Consider the following 17,850-nt stretch of genomic DNA (forward strand, 5'->3'; position numbering starts at 1 on the left):
ATATGTTCAGTTTCGCGATCGGCATCGGCACCCAGAACAGCAAGGGTGACTGGCTGGAAGTCTTCTATCCCGCCCCGCTGCTGGCTCCCAATGCCGCCCTGGTGAGCGAAGCCCGCCGCGCCCTCGGCGCGGGCGCCGACGAGCGGGAGGTCAGCTTCCATCCCGAGCAGTGCGCGACGCTCGCCGCCGCCCTGCGCGGCGCCGGCCACGACGACCAGGCGCAGATCGCCGAAGCGTTCAGCACCTCCAAGCGCCCGCTGATCGCCCTATTCCTCGACGAGGACCAGGCGCCCGCCAGCGCACCGGAGGTCTATCTCAAGTTGCAGCTGCTGTCCCACCGGCTGGTCAAGCCCCATGGGATCAAGCTCGACGGCATGTTCGGCCTGCTCAAGAACGTCGCCTGGAGCAGCGAGGGCGCGATCGACGTCGAGGAACTGCCCGCTCGCCAGCTGCGTGCGCGGCTCGATGGCCGGGTGATCAGCGTCGACTCGGTGGACAAGTTCCCCAAGATGACCGACTACGTGGTGCCCAAGGGCGTTCGCATCGCCGACACCGCGCGGGTGCGTCTGGGTGCCTACCTCGGTGAAGGCACGACGGTGATGCACGAAGGCTTTTGCAACTTCAACGCCGGTACCGAAGGACCGGGCATGGTCGAAGGACGGGTATCCGCGGGCGTGTTCGTCGGTGCGCACTCGGACATCGGCGGCGGCGCCTCGATGCTCGGCACCCTCTCCGGCGGCGGTAACATCGTCATCTCGCTGGGCGAGAACTGCCTGATCGGCGCCAACGCCGGCTGCGGCATTCCGCTCGGCGATCGCTGCACGATCGAGGCCGGGCTCTACATCACCGCGGGCGCCAAGGTCACCGTGCTCGATGCCGATGGCAAGGAGGTCAAGACCGTAGCGGCGCGCGAGCTCGCCGGCCTCTCCGATATGCTGTTCATCCGCCACTCGGTCACCGGGCGCATCGAGTGCCGTACCAACAAGAGCGCGATAGCCCTCAACGACGCCCTCCATTCCAACAACTGACACGGTGCCGGCCGCTCCCGCCGAGCGGCCGGCCACCAGTCGAGCCGAAGACCGATTGCCATGCCCGCTCAAGCGAACCCCGCCACGCCACAGCAAGCCATCGACAGTGCTACCGTGGCACTGGCCTGCGAGCTACTCGCGCGCCCCTCGATCACCCCCGACGACCGAGGCTGCCAGCGCCTGATCGGAGTTCGTCTCGAGCGCCTCGGCTTCGATCTCGAGTGGATCGAGGAAGGCGGCGTCACCAATCTCTGGGCCACTCGTGGCGAGGGTGTGACGCTGGCCTTCGCCGGCCACACCGACGTGGTGCCGACCGGGCCCGAAAGCGCCTGGGCCACCCCGCCGTTCTCGCCCACGATCGATGAGCAGGGCTATCTGCGCGCCCGCGGGGCCGCCGACATGAAGGGCAGCTTGGCCGCGATGGTCACCGCGATCGAGCGCTTCGTCACCGACCGTCCCGATCACCAGGGGCGCATCGCCGTACTGCTGACCAGCGACGAGGAAGGCCCTGCGCGCCATGGCACCCGCGCCGTGGTCGAGCGGCTGCGCGAACGAGGCGAGCGCATCGACTACTGCGTGGTCGGCGAACCCTCGAGCAGCGAACGGCTCGGCGACGTGGTCAAGAATGGGCGCCGAGGTTCGCTCAACGCCCGCCTGCGGGTGATCGGCGTGCAGGGGCACGTGGCCTATCCACAGCGCGCGCGCAATCCGATCCACCTGATCGCGTCGGCGCTGGCGCGACTCACCACCGAGCACTGGGACGAGGGCAACGAGTTCTTCCCGGCGACCACCTTCCAGGTCTCCAACTTCGACTCGGGTACCGGTGCCACCAACGTGATCCCGGGAGAGGCCCTGCTCACCTTCAACTTTCGCTTCTCCACCGAGAGCACCAGCCAGTCGCTGATCGAACGGGTCGAGACGATCCTCGCGGATGCCGGACTCGAGACGCAGCGGGACTTCCAGCTCGAGTGGAACCTCTCCGGCGAACCCTTCCTGACCGCCGAAGGAGCGCTGCTCGAGGCGGTGATCCAAGCGGTCGAATCCGCCACCGGGCAGCGCCCCCGGCTCTCGACCTCGGGCGGCACATCGGACGGCCGCTTCATCGCTACCCTCGGTGCCCAGGTAGTCGAGCTCGGCCCGCTCAACGACACCATCCACCAGGTCGACGAGCGCGTCCTGGCCAGTGATCTGGATCGCCTCAGCGTCGCCTACCAAGGCATTCTCGCTCAGCTGCTCGCGCCCCATCACGACACGGAGCCGAGGCGATGAACATGGAGCGCTATCCGGACATCGAGATATATCTCGCCCCGCTGCAAATCGAGCGCCTGCAGGAGTGGCTGAAAGCGCAAATCAGCGCTGACCTGGTCGCCGCCGGCAAGCGCCGGTGGCGTGGCACCGGGCGCAGCGAAAATGGCGCGCAACTGCCGATACTGCTGATCGAGACCGCCGCCGACGGTTTCTCGAGCCTGTGGATCGACAGCCCCGATTCCCCCTGGCCGCGCGACGTAGATCTCGCCCGCGCGATCAACCAGGCCTTGGCCATCGAAGTACGCTGCTCGCTGGGTGGCTGGCAGCCCGGCGACGCGCCCGACCGCTTTCTGCATATCGATGCGAATGGCGAAGAGTGTGTGATCGAATGGCCCGACAGCGGCATTTGACCACCACGCGGCTTGGCGACAGGCGAGAAAAAAGCCCAGCAAGCGATGCCTGCTGGGCCTTGGGGTCACGGCTGACCGCGCCATTGGCGCGAAGCGGGTGGAACCCGCTTCGCCGCTGGTCACGCCTCAGGTGATGACGGTGACGTCCTCGGCCTGCAATCCGCGATCGTTCTCGATCGCGTGGTAGCGAACCCGCTGCCCCTCGACCAGGGTGCGATGCCCTTTGCCGCGGATCGCGCGGAAGTGAACGAACACATCCTCGCCCCCTTCGCGGGTGATGAAGCCGTACCCCTTGTTGACGTTGAACCATTTGACCACGCCGATCTCTCGATCGTCGTTCTCGATACGCGCAATGTTGGCCAATTGCGGGGTCAACACCTGTACCGCCAGGGTAGCCAGGATTAATACGATGAAACTAGCGAGGGCGGCGAGCAGGTATCCGCTCATCAACCCTTCCCGCGCGGCGATCTCACCGATCAACTGCGAGTAGAACTCACTGTCGGAAAACGAAACGAAGAAGCCAACGAGGGGAGGAGACAACAGGGCAAGCAGAAGGCTGATGACGATACAACGAAGTAATGCTCTTGGACTCATGACGACGATTTCTCTCTAATGAAGCTCGAACGCAGGTCGACGCAGGCGAAAGACTACCCCCGCCGCCCCAGCGTCCGCGACCTTTCCATTAAGAAACAGACACCTGTGGAGATCGCCAAATGAATGACACCAGGCGACCGGCAAATACTAGCATGCCGGTCCCAGGCATGCTTGATGAGCACGAGGCGCGCCTGGAGGCGTTGGAAACTCGGCTCGCCTTCCAGGAAGACTGGCTCGAGACCCTGGATACGCGTCTCATCGAACAGGGACGGGCGCTCGAGCGGCTCGAGCGGCTCGAGCGTATCAACGTCCTGCTCCAGGAGCGGCTGCGCCAGCAGAGCGAAGGGCTGGACCAAGGAGAGCGCGAGTGGCGACTGGAGGACGACCGTCCACCGCACTACTGACTCGGCCTCGCCTGACACACCAGCGAATGCCGGGCAAAAGAAAGCGGCGCCCACCGGGGCGCCGCCAGAGCCGCGAACAGTGACGCGGCGGGAACGTACGATCGCTCAGCTGTGCGGTACCGCAGGGTCGAGATCGTCGAGGAAGCGCTCGGCGTCGAGCGCGGCCATGCAGCCGCTGCCCGCCGAAGTGATCGCCTGGCGATAGATCGAATCGGCCACGTCACCGGCGGCGAACACGCCAGGAATGCTGGTCTGGGTGGCATTGCCCTGAGTCCCGGACTGCACTTCGATGTAGCCGTCGCGCATCGAAAGCTGGCCTTCGAACAGCTGGGTGTTCGGCTTGTGGCCGATGGCGATGAAAAGTCCCAGCGAGGAGAGCTCGCGAATGCTGCCATCGACGGTCGAGCGCAGCCGCACGCCGGTAACGCCGCTGGCGTCGCCAAGCACCTCGTCGACCTGGTGATTCCAGATGATCTCGACGTTGCCGTTCTCGGCCTTGTCGAACAGTTTGCGCTGCAGGATCTTCTCCGCGCGCAGCCCGTCACGGCGATGTACCAGGGTCACCTTGGAGGCGATGTTGGACAGATACAGCGCCTCTTCCACCGCGGTGTTGCCGCCCCCCACCACTACGACTTCCTGATTGCGATAGAAGAAGCCATCGCAGGTCGCGCAGGCCGACACACCCTGGCCACGGAAGCGGCCTTCCGATTCGAGACCGAGATAGAGCGCGCTCGCGCCAGTGGCGATGATCAGCGCATCGCAGGTGTAGATGCCATTGTCGCCCTTGAGCGTGAACGGGCGCTGGGTCAGCACCGCCTCGCTGATGTAGTCATGGACGATCTCGGTCTCGAAGCGCTCGGCGTGGCGGCGCATCCGCTCCATCAGTTCCGGCCCCTGGACCCCGGCATCGTCGCCGGGCCAGTTGTCGACATCGGTGGTGGTGGTCAGCTGGCCGCCCACCTCGATACCGGTGATCAGCATCGGACGCAGATTGGCGCGGGCTGCATAGACCGCGGCCGAATAGCCGGCCGGGCCCGAACCCAGGATGATCAGGGAGCGATGACGCACGTCGTTCATGGAAGCCTCGTTGCGCCGCTTGGGCGCCCTTTCACGGTAATGGTTAACGGCGGACCTTAATCAAGCGCACTCGACGCTGCAACTATCGCGCTGATTGATTGCCGCCATCGACCGAGAAGGACGTGCCGCAGAGGCTCCCAGCGCTCGCGCCTCAGGCTTCGTCGTCGCGCTTCAGGTTCAGCGTCTCGAGCCCGCCGTCGGCCCCGAGTCGGACTTCGATCGAGATAGGCGAACAGCACCAGTAGCAGTCCTCGACGGTCTCATGATCGCTCTGCGACAGATCCAAGACCAGCTCGAAACCAGCGCCGCAGTAGGGGCACTCGACCTCGACCGGCAGCAGCATCTCCTCGTTCATCTCATCCTCCCGGCCGCTGGTCCTCATTCGGATCAACGGCACCGTCGGCCCGTGGAGCGTCTACACTGGGATGCAGTGACCCCAGCGTCACCGGGGCGCTTGGCGGCGCGCCGGAGCGCCTCTCCTTGCTTCTGTTGCCAAAGGTAGTCGAGAAGAGCGCCACCGACACGCAGGGCCGGGCCCGGATGACGACACGCCCACGCCGGACGACCACCGGGCACAAACGGTGGCGCAGCATGATGAGGAGGAGATAGATGAGCTCGATCGATCCGAAAGGCACGCTCACCGAACTGACCGTCGGTGACAAGCGCTATCACTACTACAGTCTCGAAAAGGCCGCCGCGGCCTACGGCGATATCACCCGGCTGCCGTTCACGCTCAAGGTACTGCTCGAAAACCAGCTGCGTTTCCTCGACGGCGAGACCACCACCGAGGAGGACGTCCAAGCACTGGTCGACTGGCAGCAGCAGCGCCGCTCGAGCCGCGAGATCGGCTACCGCCCGGCACGCGTGCTGATGCAGGACTTCACCGGGGTCCCCGCGGTGGTCGATCTTGCTGCGATGCGCGATGCGGTCAAGCAGCTGGGGGGCAATCCGAAGAAGATCAATCCGCTCTCCCCGGTCGACTTGGTGATCGACCACTCGGTGATGGTCGATCGCTTCGGCAACGCCGAAGCCTTCGAGGCCAACGTCGAGATCGAGATGGAGCGCAATCGCGAGCGCTACGAGTTCCTGCGCTGGGGCCAGCAGGCGTTCGACGACTTCAGCGTGGTACCGCCCGGCACCGGGATCTGCCACCAGGTCAACCTCGAGTACCTGGGTAAATCGGTGTGGACCCGCGAGCAGGATGGCAAGACCTTCGCCTTCCCCGACACCCTGGTCGGCACCGACTCCCACACCACCATGATCAATGCGCTCGGCGTCCTCGGCTGGGGGGTCGGCGGCATCGAGGCGGAGGCGGCGATGCTCGGCCAGCCGGTCTCGATGCTGATCCCCGAGGTCATCGGCTTCAAGCTGGTCGGCAAGCTGCGCGAGGGGATCACCGCCACCGACCTGGTGCTGACCGTGACCCAGATGCTGCGCAAGAAGGGCGTGGTCGGCAAGTTCGTCGAGTTCTACGGTGATGGGCTCAAGGACTTGCCGCTCGCCGACCGTGCGACGATCGCCAACATGGCGCCCGAATACGGCGCTACCTGCGGTTTCTTCCCGGTCGACGAAGAGACCCTCACCTACATGCGCCTGACCGGTCGCAGCCAGCAGCAGCTCGACTTGGTGCGCGCCTACACCCAGGCCCAGGGCCTCTGGCGGGAGCCCGGCCACGAGCCGCTGTTCACCGACGTGCTCGAGCTCGACATGGGTATCGTCGAGGCCAGCCTCGCGGGGCCGAAGCGCCCGCAGGACAGGGTCGCGCTGACCGACATGAAGCGCACCTTCGAGAACCTGCTCACCGAAGCCGTCGACGCCCCCGACAGCGAGCAGGGCAAATGGCAGAGCGAGGGCGGCTCGACAGCTCCCTTCGTCGCCGACAGCTACTTCGATAATCCTAACGTCGAACACGAGGGCCAATCCTACCGGCTCGACGATGGCGCGGTGGTGATTGCGGCGATCACCTCCTGCACCAACACCTCCAATCCCAGCGTGCTGATGGCTGCGGGGCTGCTGGCCAAGAAAGCGGTCGACAAGGGGCTGAACCGCAAGCCCTGGGTCAAGACCTCACTGGCACCGGGCTCCAAAGTGGTCACCGACTACCTCGCCACCGCAGGCTTCGACAAGTCGCTCGACAAACTCGGCTTCAACCTGGTCGGCTATGGCTGCACCACCTGCATCGGTAACTCAGGGCCATTGCCCGAGCCGATCGACAAAGCGATCCAGGAGCACGACCTGACCGTCGCCGCGGTGCTCTCCGGCAACCGCAACTTCGAAGGCCGCATCCATCCCCTGGTGCAGACCAACTGGCTCGCCTCGCCGCCGCTGGTGGTCGCCTATGCGCTGGCCGGCAACGTGCGTGTCGATTTGACCAAGGAGCCACTCGGCAAAGGCAAGGATGGCCAGCCTGTCTATCTCAAGGATATCTGGCCGACCCAGGCCGAAATCGCCGAAGCGGTCGAGCGGGTCAAGACCGACATGTACCGCAAGGAGTACGCCGCGGTATTCGACGGTGACGAGAACTGGCGGGCGATCGAGATCACCCCCTCAGAGACCTACTCCTGGAGCGATGACTCGACCTACATCCAGAACCCGCCCTATTTCGAGGGCATGAAAGCGGAGCCTGCGCCGATCACCGACATCGAGCAGGCACGGGTGCTGCTGATGCTGGGCGATTCGGTGACCACCGACCACATCTCGCCGGCCGGCTCGATCAAGAAAGACAGCCCCGCCGGCCGCTACCTGCAGGAGCACGGGGTGGAGCCTGTCGACTTCAACTCCTACGGCTCACGGCGCGGCAACCACCAGGTGATGATGCGCGGCACCTTCGCCAACGTGCGTATCCGCAACGAGATGCTCGACGACGTGGTCGGGGGCTACACTCGCTTCGTCGACGAAGGTCCGGACAAAGACCAGCAGCTGGCGGTGTTCGATGCGGCGATGAAGTATGCCGAGAACGACACCCCGCTGGTGGTGATCGCAGGCAAAGAATACGGCACCGGCTCCTCGCGCGACTGGGCCGCCAAAGGCACCACGCTGCTCGGCGTGCGTGCGGTGATCGCCGAGTCGTTCGAGCGCATCCACCGCTCCAACCTGATCGGCATGGGCGTGCTGCCGCTGCAGTTCACCGAGGGCCAGGATCGTAAGTCGCTCGGACTCACCGGCGACGAGAAGATCAGTATCGAGAACCTCTCGGCGATCGAACCCGGCGCAGTGCTCAAGGTACTGGTCGAACGGCCTGATGGAGAGCAGTTCGAACTCGCTGCCAAATGCCGTATCGACACCGGCAACGAGCTGGAGTACTACCGCCACGGTGGGATCCTCCACTACGTGCTGCGCAGCATGCTCGACAAGTAGTCCGAACGCGAGCGACGACCACGGGGCACGCCAGTGTCCCGTTTTTCATCGCTCATCGATGACACCGAGCGCGCCCCTGCGCCACGAGACCGCGTGGCGCCAAGGCCACGGCGCGCATACGGGTTGAATTTCCCCGCCTTCGCCTACATAAACAAGCCAACGTCTCTCTCAGTCACCCGCGCAGGGCTCGCGCCCGCGCTCGCTACGGACAAAGGGTTCCCATGGCTATCGTCGATCCACGCACCGGCGCACCGCTCAGCAGCGCTCCCGCCGCACAAGGCGCTCCCGACCGCCAACCCAATGTCGACGACGCTCAACTGATCGTCGACATCGACATGCAGAACTTCCAACAGGTGGTGCTCGAAGGCTCGATGCACACTCCGGTGCTGCTCGACTGCTGGGCTTCCTGGTGCGAGCCGTGCAAGAACCTGATGCCGATCCTCGAGAAGCTGGCGCGCGAGTACCGCGGCGCCTTCATCCTCGCCAAGCTCGATATCGAGGCCAACCCGCAGATCGCCGCCCAGCTCGGCATCCGCTCGGTACCGGACGTCAAGCTGATCCATCAGGGCCAGCTCTATGACCAGTTCCAGGGCGCACTGCCCGAGAGCAAGATCCGTGAATGGCTCAGCCAGTACATCGAGGCACCGGCTCCCGCGGAAGACGCGCTCGACGAGCTCGCGGCCCAGGCCCTGGCCGAGGGCGACACCGCCACCGCCAAGGCGCTCTATCATCAGTTGATCGAAGCCGAGCCCGAGCAGTTCGAGCATCGCATCGGCTATGCCGAGGTGCTCGCCGCCGAAGGCGAGACCGTCCAAGCCGCCGAGCTGCTCGATACCCTACCGGTGGAGCTGCGCGATTCCGCGCGGGCCAAAGGGCTGCAGGCGCGGCTCGGCTTCGCCGCCGAAGCGCCTAGCCAGGAGGAGATCGCCCAGCTCGCCGAGCGCGACGACAGCGAGGCACGGTTCAAGCGCGCCTTCCGCGCGATCGCCGATGGGCGCTATGAAGAGGGCCTGGAGGGCCTGCTCGCGCTGATGAAGAGCGACCGCCAGTATGGCGAGGACGCCGCGCGCAAGACCCTGCTGAGGGTCTTCGAGGCGCTGGGAGGCGATCACCCGCTCACCGTCGGCTATCGCCGCAAGCTGTTCGCGCTGCTCTACTAACCGCACCGCCGAGTCCGGAACTCCTCCCGAGGCGCCCTGCCACCGCAGGGCGCTCGCGGTGTCACTTTTGAACCGTCGCCAGCACGCTGTCGAGGCGGCTCAAGCCCTCCTGCAGACGACTCGGCTGGGTGCCCAGATTGATCCTCACGAATCCTGGCCAGCCGAAATCGGCACCGTCGGAAAGGCCTACTTTCCCCCGCTCGAGCAATACCTGCTGCGGCGACTCGCCCAATCCTGCCGCACGGCAGTCCAACCAAGCGAGGAAGGTAGCCTCCGGGCGGCTCATGCCGACCCCGGGCCAGCGAGCGACGAAGGCCTCGAGCATCGATACGTTCTCGCGTAGCTGGGCCAGCAGCGCCTGGCGCCAAGGCTCACCATGGCGATAGGCGGCTTCGGTAGCGACCAGACCAAGCACGTTGTGGGATGGCATCAGACCGATGCAGCCGCGGGCGAATCGCGCCCGCAGCCGGGGATCCTCGATCACCGCGCAGGCCACGGCCAGGCCTGCGACGTTGAAGGTCTTGGATGCCGCCCACAGGGTGATGGTACGGGCGCTGAGCCGGGGCACCGCTCTGGCCAGGGGGCGGTGGCGGCGGCCGCTTTCGAGGATCAGATCGCAGTGCAGCTCATCGGAGCAGACGATCAGGTCGTGGCGCTCGACGAAATCCGCCAACCGCTCGAGCTCTCGCTGCTCGAATACCCGGCCGGTCGGGTTGTGCGGATGGCACCAGAGCAGTAGACGTGTACGCGGCGTCACCGCCCGCTCGAGCGCATCGAAGTCGATTTCCCAGCGCCCGCCTTCGCTCTCCTCGGGCGGTCGCATCGGCACCGCGCGGGTCACTCTGCCAGTCAGCTCTCCAACCTGCAGGAAGGGCGGATAGATCGGCGTCAACGTCATCACCTCGTCACCCGGCTCGGTGAGCGAGAGGCTTGCGATGTGCAGCGCAGGGACCACCCCGGGCAGCCAGGTCTGCCAGGCGGCGTCGATCTGCCAGTCGTAATGGTCGCGACTCCAATCGCACAGCGCCTCTTTCAACGCGGCAGAGGGATTGGCATAGCCGAATACCGCATGCCCGACGCGCGCGCTTAGCGCCTGCTGGATCGCCGGCGCCACGGCGAAATCCATGTCGGCGACCCACATTGGTAGCGTATCTTCATCGAAACGCTGCCACTTGGTGCTCGGATACTGACGCCGGTCCAGCTCCGTGGTGAAATCGAACTCCATTACCGAAGGTTCCTGCAGCGAGGGGTTGAGTGTTTGAACATGCCTGAAAGCCGCTTCTATGCCAAGGCGGTCGCCGGTTGGCCTGCGCTGCTCGCCCGCCTGATCGCGCTCAGCGAGGCGCCCGCCGATCGGTTGGCGATAATCCTCGGCGACACCGCTCGCCTGGCCTCCCTCGGCACGCCAGAAGAGAATCCGAGCGCGGCGGAGCTACTCGCCTGGTCCCACGTGCGCCCGCCCCTATGGGCGGCGAAGACCGCGCTGTTCCTGCTGGTGCAGATGCCGCGGCGCCCTGCGCCCGAGAGCGAGGAAGAGCGCGCCGCCTGGGCCTATCTATGGCTGCGCCTGCGTCCTCGCGAGTCGCTGGTGGACGCGATCGCGGCGCTGCCCGAGTATCTGCGCACAATGCTCGCCGATGATCTCGACCAAGCCTGGCGCGACCAGATCTCCCAGCGCCTGGTCTGAACGGCCGCCCCGGAGGAGATGGACAAATCCCGCTCGCGGCGGGAAGCTAGCCGCATGAATAACGTCCTCATTCGATGGAAGTTTCTACCATGTCCCAAACTCCGGCCCTCACTGCCCTGGCCCGCGAAGGTATCGCCCATCGGGTGATCTCCTTCGAGGCCGAGGGCCATGCGGGCGACTACGGTCGCGCCGCCGCCGCCGCCCTCGATCAATCTCCTGCCCAGGTGTTCAAGACCCTGATGGTCGAACTCGACGATGGCCGACTGGCGGTAGCGATGGTGCCGGTGGAGGGCAGGCTCGATCTCAAGGCCGTGGCGCGTGTCTTCTCGGTACGCAAGGCGAAGATGGCCGAGCCCCGCCAGGCGGAGCGGGCGACCGGCTACGTGGTCGGCGGGATCAGCCCGCTAGGGCAGAAGCGACGCCTTCCGAGCGTGATCGATGCCTCCGCGCTCGATTTCGACGAGCTCTACGTCAGCGCCGGGCGCCGAGGGCTAGAGGTCGCCTTGAGCCCCGGCGACCTGATCGCAGCCACTGCGGCGAAGGTCGCGCCCATAGCCACTGGCTGAGCGCGGCGGTCTTGCCCTGGGTGCTTGGCCCGCCTACCATGCGGCTGCGATTCGATCACCCATTCCCGACATACTCCCCAGGTACACGCCCATGCTGATCCGCATCGACCAAGCGCCCGACGAGCGCCAGCTGACGCTGATCGCCGAACAGCTCGGCCGTACGCCAAGAGGCATCCAGGCGGTCACCGCGATCGATGGAGAGGGCACTCCGCTGGCGCTGAGGATGCACTCGCTGGTCGACGATGCCCCTTTTCCCACCCTCTATTGGCTGTGCAGCGAACGGCTCAAGATCGAGCTGTCGCACCTCGAGGCCGATGGTGTGATCAAAGCGCTGGAAGCACATTTGCTCGAAGACCCCGAGCTGCTCGCCGATTATCACCGCAGCCATGAAGCCTATGTCGCCGACCGCTGGCGCTACATGGACGAGGCGACCCGGGCCCGCATCGAGGAGCTCGGTTTCGAGTCGCCGCTGCGCGAGCGCGGCGTCGGCGGAATCAGCAACTGGAACCAGGTGCGCTGCCTGCACACTCAGTATGCCCATCACCTCAGCACCGACAATGCGATCGGCCGCTGGATCGACGCGCACTATCCCCAGGTCGCCGCTTCGCTGCCTTGAGGGGCATTCCCCATCGCTTCGCACCCGTTGGATGCACGACGAGCTGACACTCATGGTGGGTTTTCACCAGCCGTGCCCTGATGTCCGCAAGGCCCTTCATCCCCGCATCGGTTTGGCGATAAGATGCTCGTTTGGTCCTAGGGAGGTGAATGATGAGAAGCGTCTGCGTGTATCTGGGCTCTCGCGATGGCGCATCCCCCGCCTGGGGGGAGGTGGCCGAACGAGTGGGGCGGAAGATTGCCGAGCGGGGCTGGCGTCTGGTCTATGGTGGCGGACGCGTTGGACTCATGGGGCGCTGCGCGGATGGCGCGATCGCCGCGGGCGGAGAAGTGATCGGGGTGATCCCGAACGCCCTGGTCGAGCGGGAGGCGGCCCACCTGGGGCTCACCGAGCTGATCAAAGTTCCTGACATGCATACCCGCAAAGCGCGGATGAGCGAGCTGTCGGACGGTTTCATCGCACTCCCGGGCGGCATCGGCACCTTCGAGGAGCTGTTCGAGATGTGGACGTGGCTCTACCTTGGTATCCATGCCAAGCCGGTGGGGCTGCTCAACGTCGACGGCTTCTACGACAAACTGCTCTCTTTCCTCGACGACACCGTCAGCGCCGGCTTTCTCTCCACCTCGACCCGCCAGGGGCTCACCACCGACGACGACATCGACCGTCTGCTCGATCGCATGTTCACCTCGGCTCAGTGACCAGCGGTTCCCGCGCGAGCGCCTCGCGCGGGAACGCCGGGTGCTAGTGGCAGAGCGAACGCAGGTAGGTCTGCTGCAGCAAGCGAACGTCCTCTCCGGCGCGGTGGCGGTGGATCCCCGCCTCCACCTCGACTCTCGCCTTGGTGGCGTTCCAGCGTGCCAGCTGGCACTCATCCAGCAGCCGGCGCAGGCTTTCGAGCCTGAAACCGGGCAGCAGGTCGACATCGTTGAACAGCCTGCCCACCCAGCTGCTGTCGTAACCCCAGCTGTCACTGTAGGCCACGCCGACCTCGCGCAGCTCGTCGTTGAGCCAGCGGGCGACTTCCAGGGGAGAATGACCTTCCTGCATCAGTTGGTCGCGCGTGATGCCATGCAGCAGCTCGGCCTTCGGGTCCCAGTGGATCCACTCGTCCAGCGGGCGAATCAATAGCGCACTGTGCGTGCCATCGGCCCGCGCCAGCCCGATCTCGATCGGGTAGCTGCCGCGGCCGAATCCAGAGGCCTCGACGTCGAGGATCGTCGGACACCAGGTGCCCAGCACTTGCGATGTCTGCTGTCGCGCATCGCTGCGTTGCAAATCCAACGCTCCTCCACCTCGCTCCAAGCGTCTGGACATGCCTTGCCACACTTGACCAGTGGTATCCTCAGCGAACTCGAGTGCCATGGTGTTCAATTCCTTTTGTTCGACACAGCGCACATGAAGTCATCGGCGACATAGAACCAGCCAACCAGCCGTGACCTTGCCCATCCAGCATGTGACAGTGCAAATGACATGCCATTAGGCCAGAAAGAAGGCACAAGGTTCACACCCGGACAGCCCCAAGCGAGCGGAGAAATCAGCCGCGACAGCGCAAGTGAGAATAAAGGAGGGACGGAGCTGGCGCTGGATGCCGGCTCCCCTACCATGGCAGTTCGCATGCTTGATGAATTGACCGAAAAGGGCGCGAACTATACGTAATTGCGGTGAGGCGATCAAGCGGCGCGATGAGCGCCACCGCCTTTCGACCCGCAGGCGTATCGGTTATGTTGCCGTATCGGGTATTTCCCACGCTTCACTATCGATCAAATTTGGGAGTTCGCATGGAATATCGTCCATTGGGCGACAGTGGCATCAGTGTCAGCCGGCTGTGCCTGGGCACCATGACCTTCGGTGAACAGAACAGCGAGAGCGACGCCCACCAGCAGCTCGACAGGGCAATCGCCTCCGGGATCAACTTCATCGATGCGGCCGAGATGTATCCGGTGCCTCCCCGTGCAGAGACCCAGGGCCGCACCGAAGCCTACATCGGCAGCTGGCTGAAACGCAGAGGGCGGCGCGACGATCTGGTGGTCGCCACCAAAGCGGCCGGCCCCAACCGGGACATGCAGCATCTGCGCGGCGGTCCGCGCTTCAACGCCGACCATATCGCCCGGGCGCTGGATGCGAGCCTTGCGCGCCTGCAGACCGACTACGTCGATCTCTACCAGCTGCATTGGCCCGAACGTCACACCAACTTCTTCGGCCAGCTCGGCTACACGCCACGGGTGGACGAGGATGCGATCCCTCTCGAGGAGACTCTGCAAGCGCTGAAAACCCAGATGGAGGCCGGCAAGATCCGCGCCATCGGCCTTTCCAACGAAACCGCCTGGGGGACCATGCATTGCCTGAAGCTCGCGCAGACCATGGGGCTGCCCCGGGTGGTCAGCGTGCAGAACCCCTACAACCTGCTCAACCGCAGCTATGAAATCGGCCTGGCCGAGGTCAGCCATCGTGAAGGTGTGGGCCTGCTCGCCTACTCTCCTCTCGCCTTCGGTGTGCTTTCCGGCAAGTATCTGGGCGGCCTCAAACCCGCGCAGGCGCGCTTGACCCTGTTCGAACGCTTCAAGCGCTACACCTCGCCGGTCGCCGAGGAAGCGGTATGGGCCTACGTCGACATCGCACGCAAGTTCGGCCTCGATCCGGCACGAATGGCACTGGCATTCGTCAATTCACGCCCCTTCCTGACCAGCAACATCATCGGCGCAACGACGCTTGAGCAGCTCGACAGCAATCTCGCCAGCGAGTCGCTGAAGCTCTCCGATGAAGTCCTGGACGCGATCGAGGGCGTGCACCGCAGGCTGCCCAACCCCTGCCCTTGAGCCATCACCCTTATGATCAACTTAACCCAGCCCGCTGCATCGCAGCGGGCCTGGTCACCAATGCTACACTTTCATCACTAGCGGATAGGAAGCATGCATGCTTAGTGTGATTTCACCAGCCAAGACGTTGGACTTCGAGTCTCCCGCACCTTCCTCGACGCATACCCTGCCGGAATATCTCGATGCCAGCGCTCAGTTGATCGATCGGTTGCGCAAGCTGTCTCCACAGCAGCTAGCGGCACTGATGGGAATCAGCGACAAACTGGCCACACTGAACGCCAATCGCTATGTCGAATGGTCTTTGCCCTTCAGCCTGGGTGCAGGGAGCAACCCCGCCAAACAGGCGATATTCGCCTTCCAGGGTGATGTCTACACTGGACTCGAGGCGCAGCGACTCAATGCCACTGAACTCGAGCGCGCGCAGCAGCGATTGCGTATCCTGTCGGGTCTTTACGGCATGCTGCGTCCACTCGATCTGATCCAACCCTATCGGCTCGAGATGGGCATTCGCCTCGATAATCCAGCGGGGGCCACGCTGTACGACTTCTGGCGCGAGCGTTTGACTCACGACCTCGCGAAGGCGGTGGCGCAAAGTGGCACACCGGTATTGATCAACCTGGCGTCGAACGAATACTTCAAGGTGATCGATGCCAAGCGCCTGGGACATCGGATCGTCACCCCGGTGTTCAAGGATGAGAAGAATGGCAAGCTCAAGGTAATCAGCTTCTATGCCAAGAAGGCGAGAGGCTGGATGAGTGCCTGGATACTCAGGCACGACATCGATGATCCGGAGGCACTCAAGGCCTTCGACATCGGTGGTTACGAATTCGATCCATCGCTGTCCAAGCAGGACGAATGGGTATTCACCCGCCCGGAGCAGTGAAGTCTGTCCGGTAGCCATAGCGACGGGCTCAATCGTCGCCGTAAACGCAAGAAGGAGAGCTACAACGATGCGACACCTCTTCATCACGCTGCTAGTCAGCTTCATGACCTTCGGTCTGGCTGTCGAGCATGCTGACGCGCGTCGCTTCGGAGGCGGCGCCAGCGTCGGCAGCATGTCTCGTTCGGCAGCCCCGGCGCAAAGCGCCGCGCCGCGAGCGACCACGCCGCCCCGTCAAGCACAGGCAGGGGGCGCTTCGCGCTTCATGGGCCCGCTCGCCGGGATCATGGCAGGCGGCCTGCTTGCAGCGCTGTTCTTCGGCGGCGCCTTCGACGGCATTAGGGTGTTCGACATCATCCTGGTCGCCCTGGTCGCCTTCGGGATATTCATGTTCCTGTCCCGTCGTCGCGCAGCGATGGCCGCCGCCGGCCATCAGGGCCAGGGCCGCCCGGCTCATCAAGAGGCCCCCCAGGCCTTCACCAGCAACCAGGCGACCGCTGGAGGCTCGTTCGCCACCTCGACGCCGGCCTGGTTCGACAAGGAGCGCTTCCTCGCGGGCGCCAAAGAGCACTTCAGCACGCTTCAGAAAGCGTGGGATGACAATGACCTGGCGCAAATGCAGGACTATGTCACACCGGAGCTCTACAACCTGCTGCGCGAAGAGCGCGCCAAGCAGCCGAACGACAACAAGACCGAGGTCGTTCGCCTGTTCGCCGAACTCGGCAACGTGCAGGAGTACGGCCGCCAGGCGGAAGCCTCGGTGCTGTTCCATGGTGTGATTCGAGAAAACGGTCAGGAAGTCGAGTTCAATGAGACCTGGCACTTGATCCGCGAAATGCGCGACGGTGCTCCCTGGTACATTCAGGGTATCGAGCAGCGCCAGTAATCGAACGCCTTTGCAATGGTAGTAAGGAAACGCCTCGCACACGCTGCGAGGCGTTTTCCGTTCACCCTATTCACATTGCTGCATTCTTCCCGCTCGCCGCCGATTGAGCGGGTCGTAAGCCGCTATTATTCTCATATGAGATAGCCCCATATGAAACAGGGCCGATCAGCATCCTGATCGGCCCTGTCAGATTAAACCCACGTTTGCGTATTATTTACTGCGAAGCGGTACCAGGCTGATCATCGCCCGCGTCATCCATCGCATCGCTGGCGCTGTCACCGATGTCGCTCGCGGTATCGGAAATGCTGTCACCGGCGTCGCTGGCTGCATCGGAAATGCTATCGCCTGCGTCGGATGCGCCGTCACGGATGTCGGACGCAGCATTGTCGATCGACTCTCCCGCCTGCTCCGCAGGGCCTTTATCTTCACACCCAGCCAGGGTGGCGGCAAAAATAGCGGCGGCCATGATGCCAAGCAGTTTTTTCATATTCCCTACTCCTTGAAAGAAGGTCATGCCGGTTGCTTGATCCATGCTAACCGATCATCACTATAAACCTCGCTTTCAAAAAACAGCAAGTAAACAATGGTGTCGCTCATTAGCTTATTCGCAATTTTATATTGTTGCCAACAAAGTCGGTCTTTCGAATTTCGCCAGTTATTATTGGTTTTTATTTTGAGCCGATCTGAACGCTCACCGGCATGGCCGATGCTCGCCAGGAGCTTATCCACAGCGCCTGCCGCGAACCGGCTGTGGGTAAACCATCCTCGACGGGCGCTCCGGGCGCTTCACGCCCTTTTCCGCCGCCCCTCGCCGGGCGCCCCATAAGTGAAAACCCCCGCACCATCGGTGCGGGGGTCCTCGGGATGAATGCTTGACGATGACCTACTCTCACATGGGGAGACCCCACACTACCATCGGCGCTGAGCGGTTTCACTGCTGAGTTCGGCATGGGGTCAGGTGGGACCCGCTCGCTATGGTCGTCAAGCATATTCTGGCGCAAAGCCCGCCTATCCAGGCAAACTTCACTGATTCGTGGATCATGCTGGCCGAGATCGTCTCGTCGTATCCGTTGCTTCGTCTTTCGATGACCTGACCACTTGGGGTTATATGGTCAAGCCTC

At 64.0% G+C, this 17,850-nt stretch carries 20 protein-coding genes and 1 rRNA gene; 13 read left to right on the forward strand and 8 right to left on the reverse strand.

Annotation, left to right across the window (positions count from 1 at the left end; genetic code table 11):
- Positions 1-2 precede the first annotated feature (2 nt).
- Genes dapD through Q376_RS0105565 form a run of 3 tightly spaced genes read left to right on the forward strand, consistent with a single transcriptional unit; the run spans position 3 to position 2,686 of the window.
- Entirely contained in the window at positions 3-1,028 is a 1,026-nt protein-coding gene (dapD, locus tag Q376_RS0105555; RefSeq protein ID WP_027349478.1) for a 2,3,4,5-tetrahydropyridine-2,6-dicarboxylate N-succinyltransferase, read from the forward strand.
- A gap of 60 nt (positions 1,029-1,088) precedes the next feature.
- Positions 1,089-2,297, forward strand: a complete 1,209-nt coding sequence (dapE, locus tag Q376_RS0105560; RefSeq protein WP_052364983.1) for a succinyl-diaminopimelate desuccinylase — start codon at positions 1,089-1,091, stop codon at positions 2,295-2,297.
- A complete protein-coding gene (locus tag Q376_RS0105565) occupies positions 2,294-2,686 on the forward strand; it encodes a hypothetical protein (protein ID WP_317627712.1) in 393 nt (130 codons plus the stop codon). Before dapE ends, Q376_RS0105565 begins: the two co-directional genes overlap by 4 nt.
- Before the next feature lie 126 nt (positions 2,687-2,812).
- Here the strand turns inward: Q376_RS0105565 and Q376_RS25495 are convergent, their stop codons facing one another.
- A complete protein-coding gene (locus Q376_RS25495) occupies positions 2,813-3,280 on the reverse strand; it encodes a cold-shock protein (RefSeq protein WP_027349481.1) in 468 nt (155 codons plus the stop codon).
- 167 nt (positions 3,281-3,447) lie between these two features.
- On the opposite strand from Q376_RS25495, the gene Q376_RS0105580 reads away from it, so the two are divergent.
- Positions 3,448-3,684 (forward strand): SlyX family protein, encoded by a 237-nt coding sequence (locus Q376_RS0105580; protein ID WP_027349482.1) that lies wholly within the window; start codon positions 3,448-3,450, stop codon positions 3,682-3,684.
- A 105-nt stretch (positions 3,685-3,789) separates the two neighbouring features.
- On the opposite strand, the gene trxB is transcribed toward Q376_RS0105580, so the two are convergent.
- A complete protein-coding gene (trxB, locus tag Q376_RS0105585) occupies positions 3,790-4,761 on the reverse strand; it encodes a thioredoxin-disulfide reductase (RefSeq protein ID WP_027349483.1) in 972 nt (323 codons plus the stop codon).
- A 151-nt stretch (positions 4,762-4,912) separates the two neighbouring features.
- Positions 4,913-5,116, reverse strand: a complete 204-nt coding sequence (locus Q376_RS0105590) for a CPXCG motif-containing cysteine-rich protein (RefSeq protein WP_027349484.1) — start codon at positions 5,114-5,116, stop codon at positions 4,913-4,915.
- A gap of 254 nt (positions 5,117-5,370) precedes the next feature.
- On the opposite strand from Q376_RS0105590, the gene acnA reads away from it, so the two are divergent.
- Both acnA and Q376_RS0105600 read left to right on the forward strand, forming a co-directional pair.
- A complete protein-coding gene (gene acnA, locus Q376_RS0105595) occupies positions 5,371-8,118 on the forward strand; it encodes an aconitate hydratase AcnA (protein ID WP_027349485.1) in 2,748 nt (915 codons plus the stop codon).
- Between the two features lie 221 nt (positions 8,119-8,339).
- The gene (locus tag Q376_RS0105600) at positions 8,340-9,278 is read left to right on the forward strand and encodes a thioredoxin family protein (protein WP_027349486.1); all 939 of its coding nucleotides are present in this window, start codon (positions 8,340-8,342) and stop codon (positions 9,276-9,278) included.
- Positions 9,279-9,339: 61 nt separating this feature from the next.
- On the opposite strand, the gene Q376_RS0105605 is transcribed toward Q376_RS0105600, so the two are convergent.
- A complete protein-coding gene (locus Q376_RS0105605) occupies positions 9,340-10,503 on the reverse strand; it encodes a MalY/PatB family protein (protein WP_027349487.1) in 1,164 nt (387 codons plus the stop codon).
- Between the two features lie 39 nt (positions 10,504-10,542).
- On the opposite strand from Q376_RS0105605, the gene Q376_RS0105610 reads away from it, so the two are divergent.
- From Q376_RS0105610 to Q376_RS0105625, 4 genes are all read left to right on the forward strand, one after another.
- Positions 10,543-10,965 (forward strand): hypothetical protein, encoded by a 423-nt coding sequence (locus Q376_RS0105610; RefSeq protein WP_027349488.1) that lies wholly within the window; start codon positions 10,543-10,545, stop codon positions 10,963-10,965.
- 89 nt (positions 10,966-11,054) lie between these two features.
- Positions 11,055-11,531 carry a Cys-tRNA(Pro) deacylase gene (gene ybaK, locus Q376_RS0105615; RefSeq protein WP_027349489.1) on the forward strand — a complete coding sequence of 159 codons (477 nt, stop codon included), beginning with the start codon at positions 11,055-11,057 and terminating at the stop codon, positions 11,529-11,531.
- 91 nt (positions 11,532-11,622) lie between these two features.
- Complete coding sequence (locus Q376_RS0105620; RefSeq protein WP_027349490.1) at positions 11,623-12,147, forward strand: DUF501 domain-containing protein; 525 nt, start codon at positions 11,623-11,625, stop codon at positions 12,145-12,147.
- 152 nt (positions 12,148-12,299) lie between these two features.
- A complete protein-coding gene (locus Q376_RS0105625; RefSeq protein WP_027349491.1) occupies positions 12,300-12,845 on the forward strand; it encodes an LOG family protein in 546 nt (181 codons plus the stop codon).
- Positions 12,846-12,888: 43 nt separating this feature from the next.
- On the opposite strand, the gene Q376_RS0105630 is transcribed toward Q376_RS0105625, so the two are convergent.
- The gene (locus Q376_RS0105630; protein ID WP_043446432.1) at positions 12,889-13,383 is read right to left on the reverse strand and encodes a 3'-5' exonuclease; all 495 of its coding nucleotides are present in this window, start codon (positions 13,381-13,383) and stop codon (positions 12,889-12,891) included.
- Between the two features lie 542 nt (positions 13,384-13,925).
- On the opposite strand from Q376_RS0105630, the gene Q376_RS0105635 reads away from it, so the two are divergent.
- The 3 genes from Q376_RS0105635 to Q376_RS0105645 all read left to right on the forward strand — a co-directional run bounded on the left by Q376_RS0105635 (position 13,926) and on the right by Q376_RS0105645 (position 16,729).
- On the forward strand, positions 13,926-14,963 hold the full coding sequence (locus Q376_RS0105635) for an NADP(H)-dependent aldo-keto reductase (RefSeq protein ID WP_027349493.1): 1,038 nt from the start codon (positions 13,926-13,928) through the stop codon (positions 14,961-14,963).
- A gap of 97 nt (positions 14,964-15,060) precedes the next feature.
- A complete protein-coding gene (yaaA, locus tag Q376_RS0105640) occupies positions 15,061-15,846 on the forward strand; it encodes a peroxide stress protein YaaA (protein ID WP_027349494.1) in 786 nt (261 codons plus the stop codon).
- Positions 15,847-15,913: 67 nt separating this feature from the next.
- A complete protein-coding gene (locus Q376_RS0105645) occupies positions 15,914-16,729 on the forward strand; it encodes a Tim44 domain-containing protein (RefSeq protein WP_027349495.1) in 816 nt (271 codons plus the stop codon).
- A gap of 214 nt (positions 16,730-16,943) precedes the next feature.
- Here Q376_RS0105645 and Q376_RS0105650 read toward each other — a convergent pair whose 3' ends face one another.
- The 3 genes from Q376_RS0105650 to rrf all read right to left on the reverse strand — a co-directional run bounded on the left by Q376_RS0105650 (position 16,944) and on the right by rrf (position 17,715).
- Positions 16,944-17,216 (reverse strand): hypothetical protein, encoded by a 273-nt coding sequence (locus Q376_RS0105650; protein WP_027349496.1) that lies wholly within the window; start codon positions 17,214-17,216, stop codon positions 16,944-16,946.
- A gap of 23 nt (positions 17,217-17,239) precedes the next feature.
- Complete coding sequence (locus Q376_RS24685) at positions 17,240-17,458, reverse strand: hypothetical protein (RefSeq protein ID WP_155834167.1); 219 nt, start codon at positions 17,456-17,458, stop codon at positions 17,240-17,242.
- Between the two features lie 141 nt (positions 17,459-17,599).
- A 5S ribosomal RNA gene (gene rrf, locus Q376_RS0105655) occupies positions 17,600-17,715 on the reverse strand.
- Positions 17,716-17,850: the final 135 nt, after the last annotated feature.

Source organism: Halotalea alkalilenta DSM 17697, from assembly GCF_000621205.1.
GTDB lineage: Bacteria > Pseudomonadota > Gammaproteobacteria > Pseudomonadales > Halomonadaceae > Halotalea > Halotalea alkalilenta.

Bases quoted from the DNA above. Each gene is read 5' to 3' on its own strand.
- dapD (WP_027349478.1), top strand. From the start codon at position 3: ATGTTCAGTTTCGCGATCGGCATCGGCACCCAGAACAGCAAGGGTGAC.
- dapE (WP_052364983.1), top strand. From the start codon at position 1,089: ATGCCCGCTCAAGCGAACCCCGCCACGCCACAGCAAGCCATCGACAGT.
- Q376_RS0105565 (WP_317627712.1), top strand. From the start codon at position 2,294: ATGAACATGGAGCGCTATCCGGACATCGAGATATATCTCGCCCCGCTG.
- Q376_RS25495 (WP_027349481.1), bottom strand. From the start codon at position 3,280: ATGAGTCCAAGAGCATTACTTCGTTGTATCGTCATCAGCCTTCTGCTT.
- Q376_RS0105580 (WP_027349482.1), top strand. From the start codon at position 3,448: ATGCTTGATGAGCACGAGGCGCGCCTGGAGGCGTTGGAAACTCGGCTC.
- trxB (WP_027349483.1), bottom strand. From the start codon at position 4,761: ATGAACGACGTGCGTCATCGCTCCCTGATCATCCTGGGTTCGGGCCCG.
- Q376_RS0105590 (WP_027349484.1), bottom strand. From the start codon at position 5,116: ATGAACGAGGAGATGCTGCTGCCGGTCGAGGTCGAGTGCCCCTACTGC.
- acnA (WP_027349485.1), top strand. From the start codon at position 5,371: ATGAGCTCGATCGATCCGAAAGGCACGCTCACCGAACTGACCGTCGGT.
- Q376_RS0105600 (WP_027349486.1), top strand. From the start codon at position 8,340: ATGGCTATCGTCGATCCACGCACCGGCGCACCGCTCAGCAGCGCTCCC.
- Q376_RS0105605 (WP_027349487.1), bottom strand. From the start codon at position 10,503: ATGGAGTTCGATTTCACCACGGAGCTGGACCGGCGTCAGTATCCGAGC.
- Q376_RS0105610 (WP_027349488.1), top strand. From the start codon at position 10,543: ATGCCTGAAAGCCGCTTCTATGCCAAGGCGGTCGCCGGTTGGCCTGCG.
- ybaK (WP_027349489.1), top strand. From the start codon at position 11,055: ATGTCCCAAACTCCGGCCCTCACTGCCCTGGCCCGCGAAGGTATCGCC.
- Q376_RS0105620 (WP_027349490.1), top strand. From the start codon at position 11,623: ATGCTGATCCGCATCGACCAAGCGCCCGACGAGCGCCAGCTGACGCTG.
- Q376_RS0105625 (WP_027349491.1), top strand. From the start codon at position 12,300: ATGAGAAGCGTCTGCGTGTATCTGGGCTCTCGCGATGGCGCATCCCCC.
- Q376_RS0105635 (WP_027349493.1), top strand. From the start codon at position 13,926: ATGGAATATCGTCCATTGGGCGACAGTGGCATCAGTGTCAGCCGGCTG.
- yaaA (WP_027349494.1), top strand. From the start codon at position 15,061: ATGCTTAGTGTGATTTCACCAGCCAAGACGTTGGACTTCGAGTCTCCC.
- Q376_RS0105645 (WP_027349495.1), top strand. From the start codon at position 15,914: ATGCGACACCTCTTCATCACGCTGCTAGTCAGCTTCATGACCTTCGGT.
- Q376_RS0105650 (WP_027349496.1), bottom strand. From the start codon at position 17,216: ATGAAAAAACTGCTTGGCATCATGGCCGCCGCTATTTTTGCCGCCACC.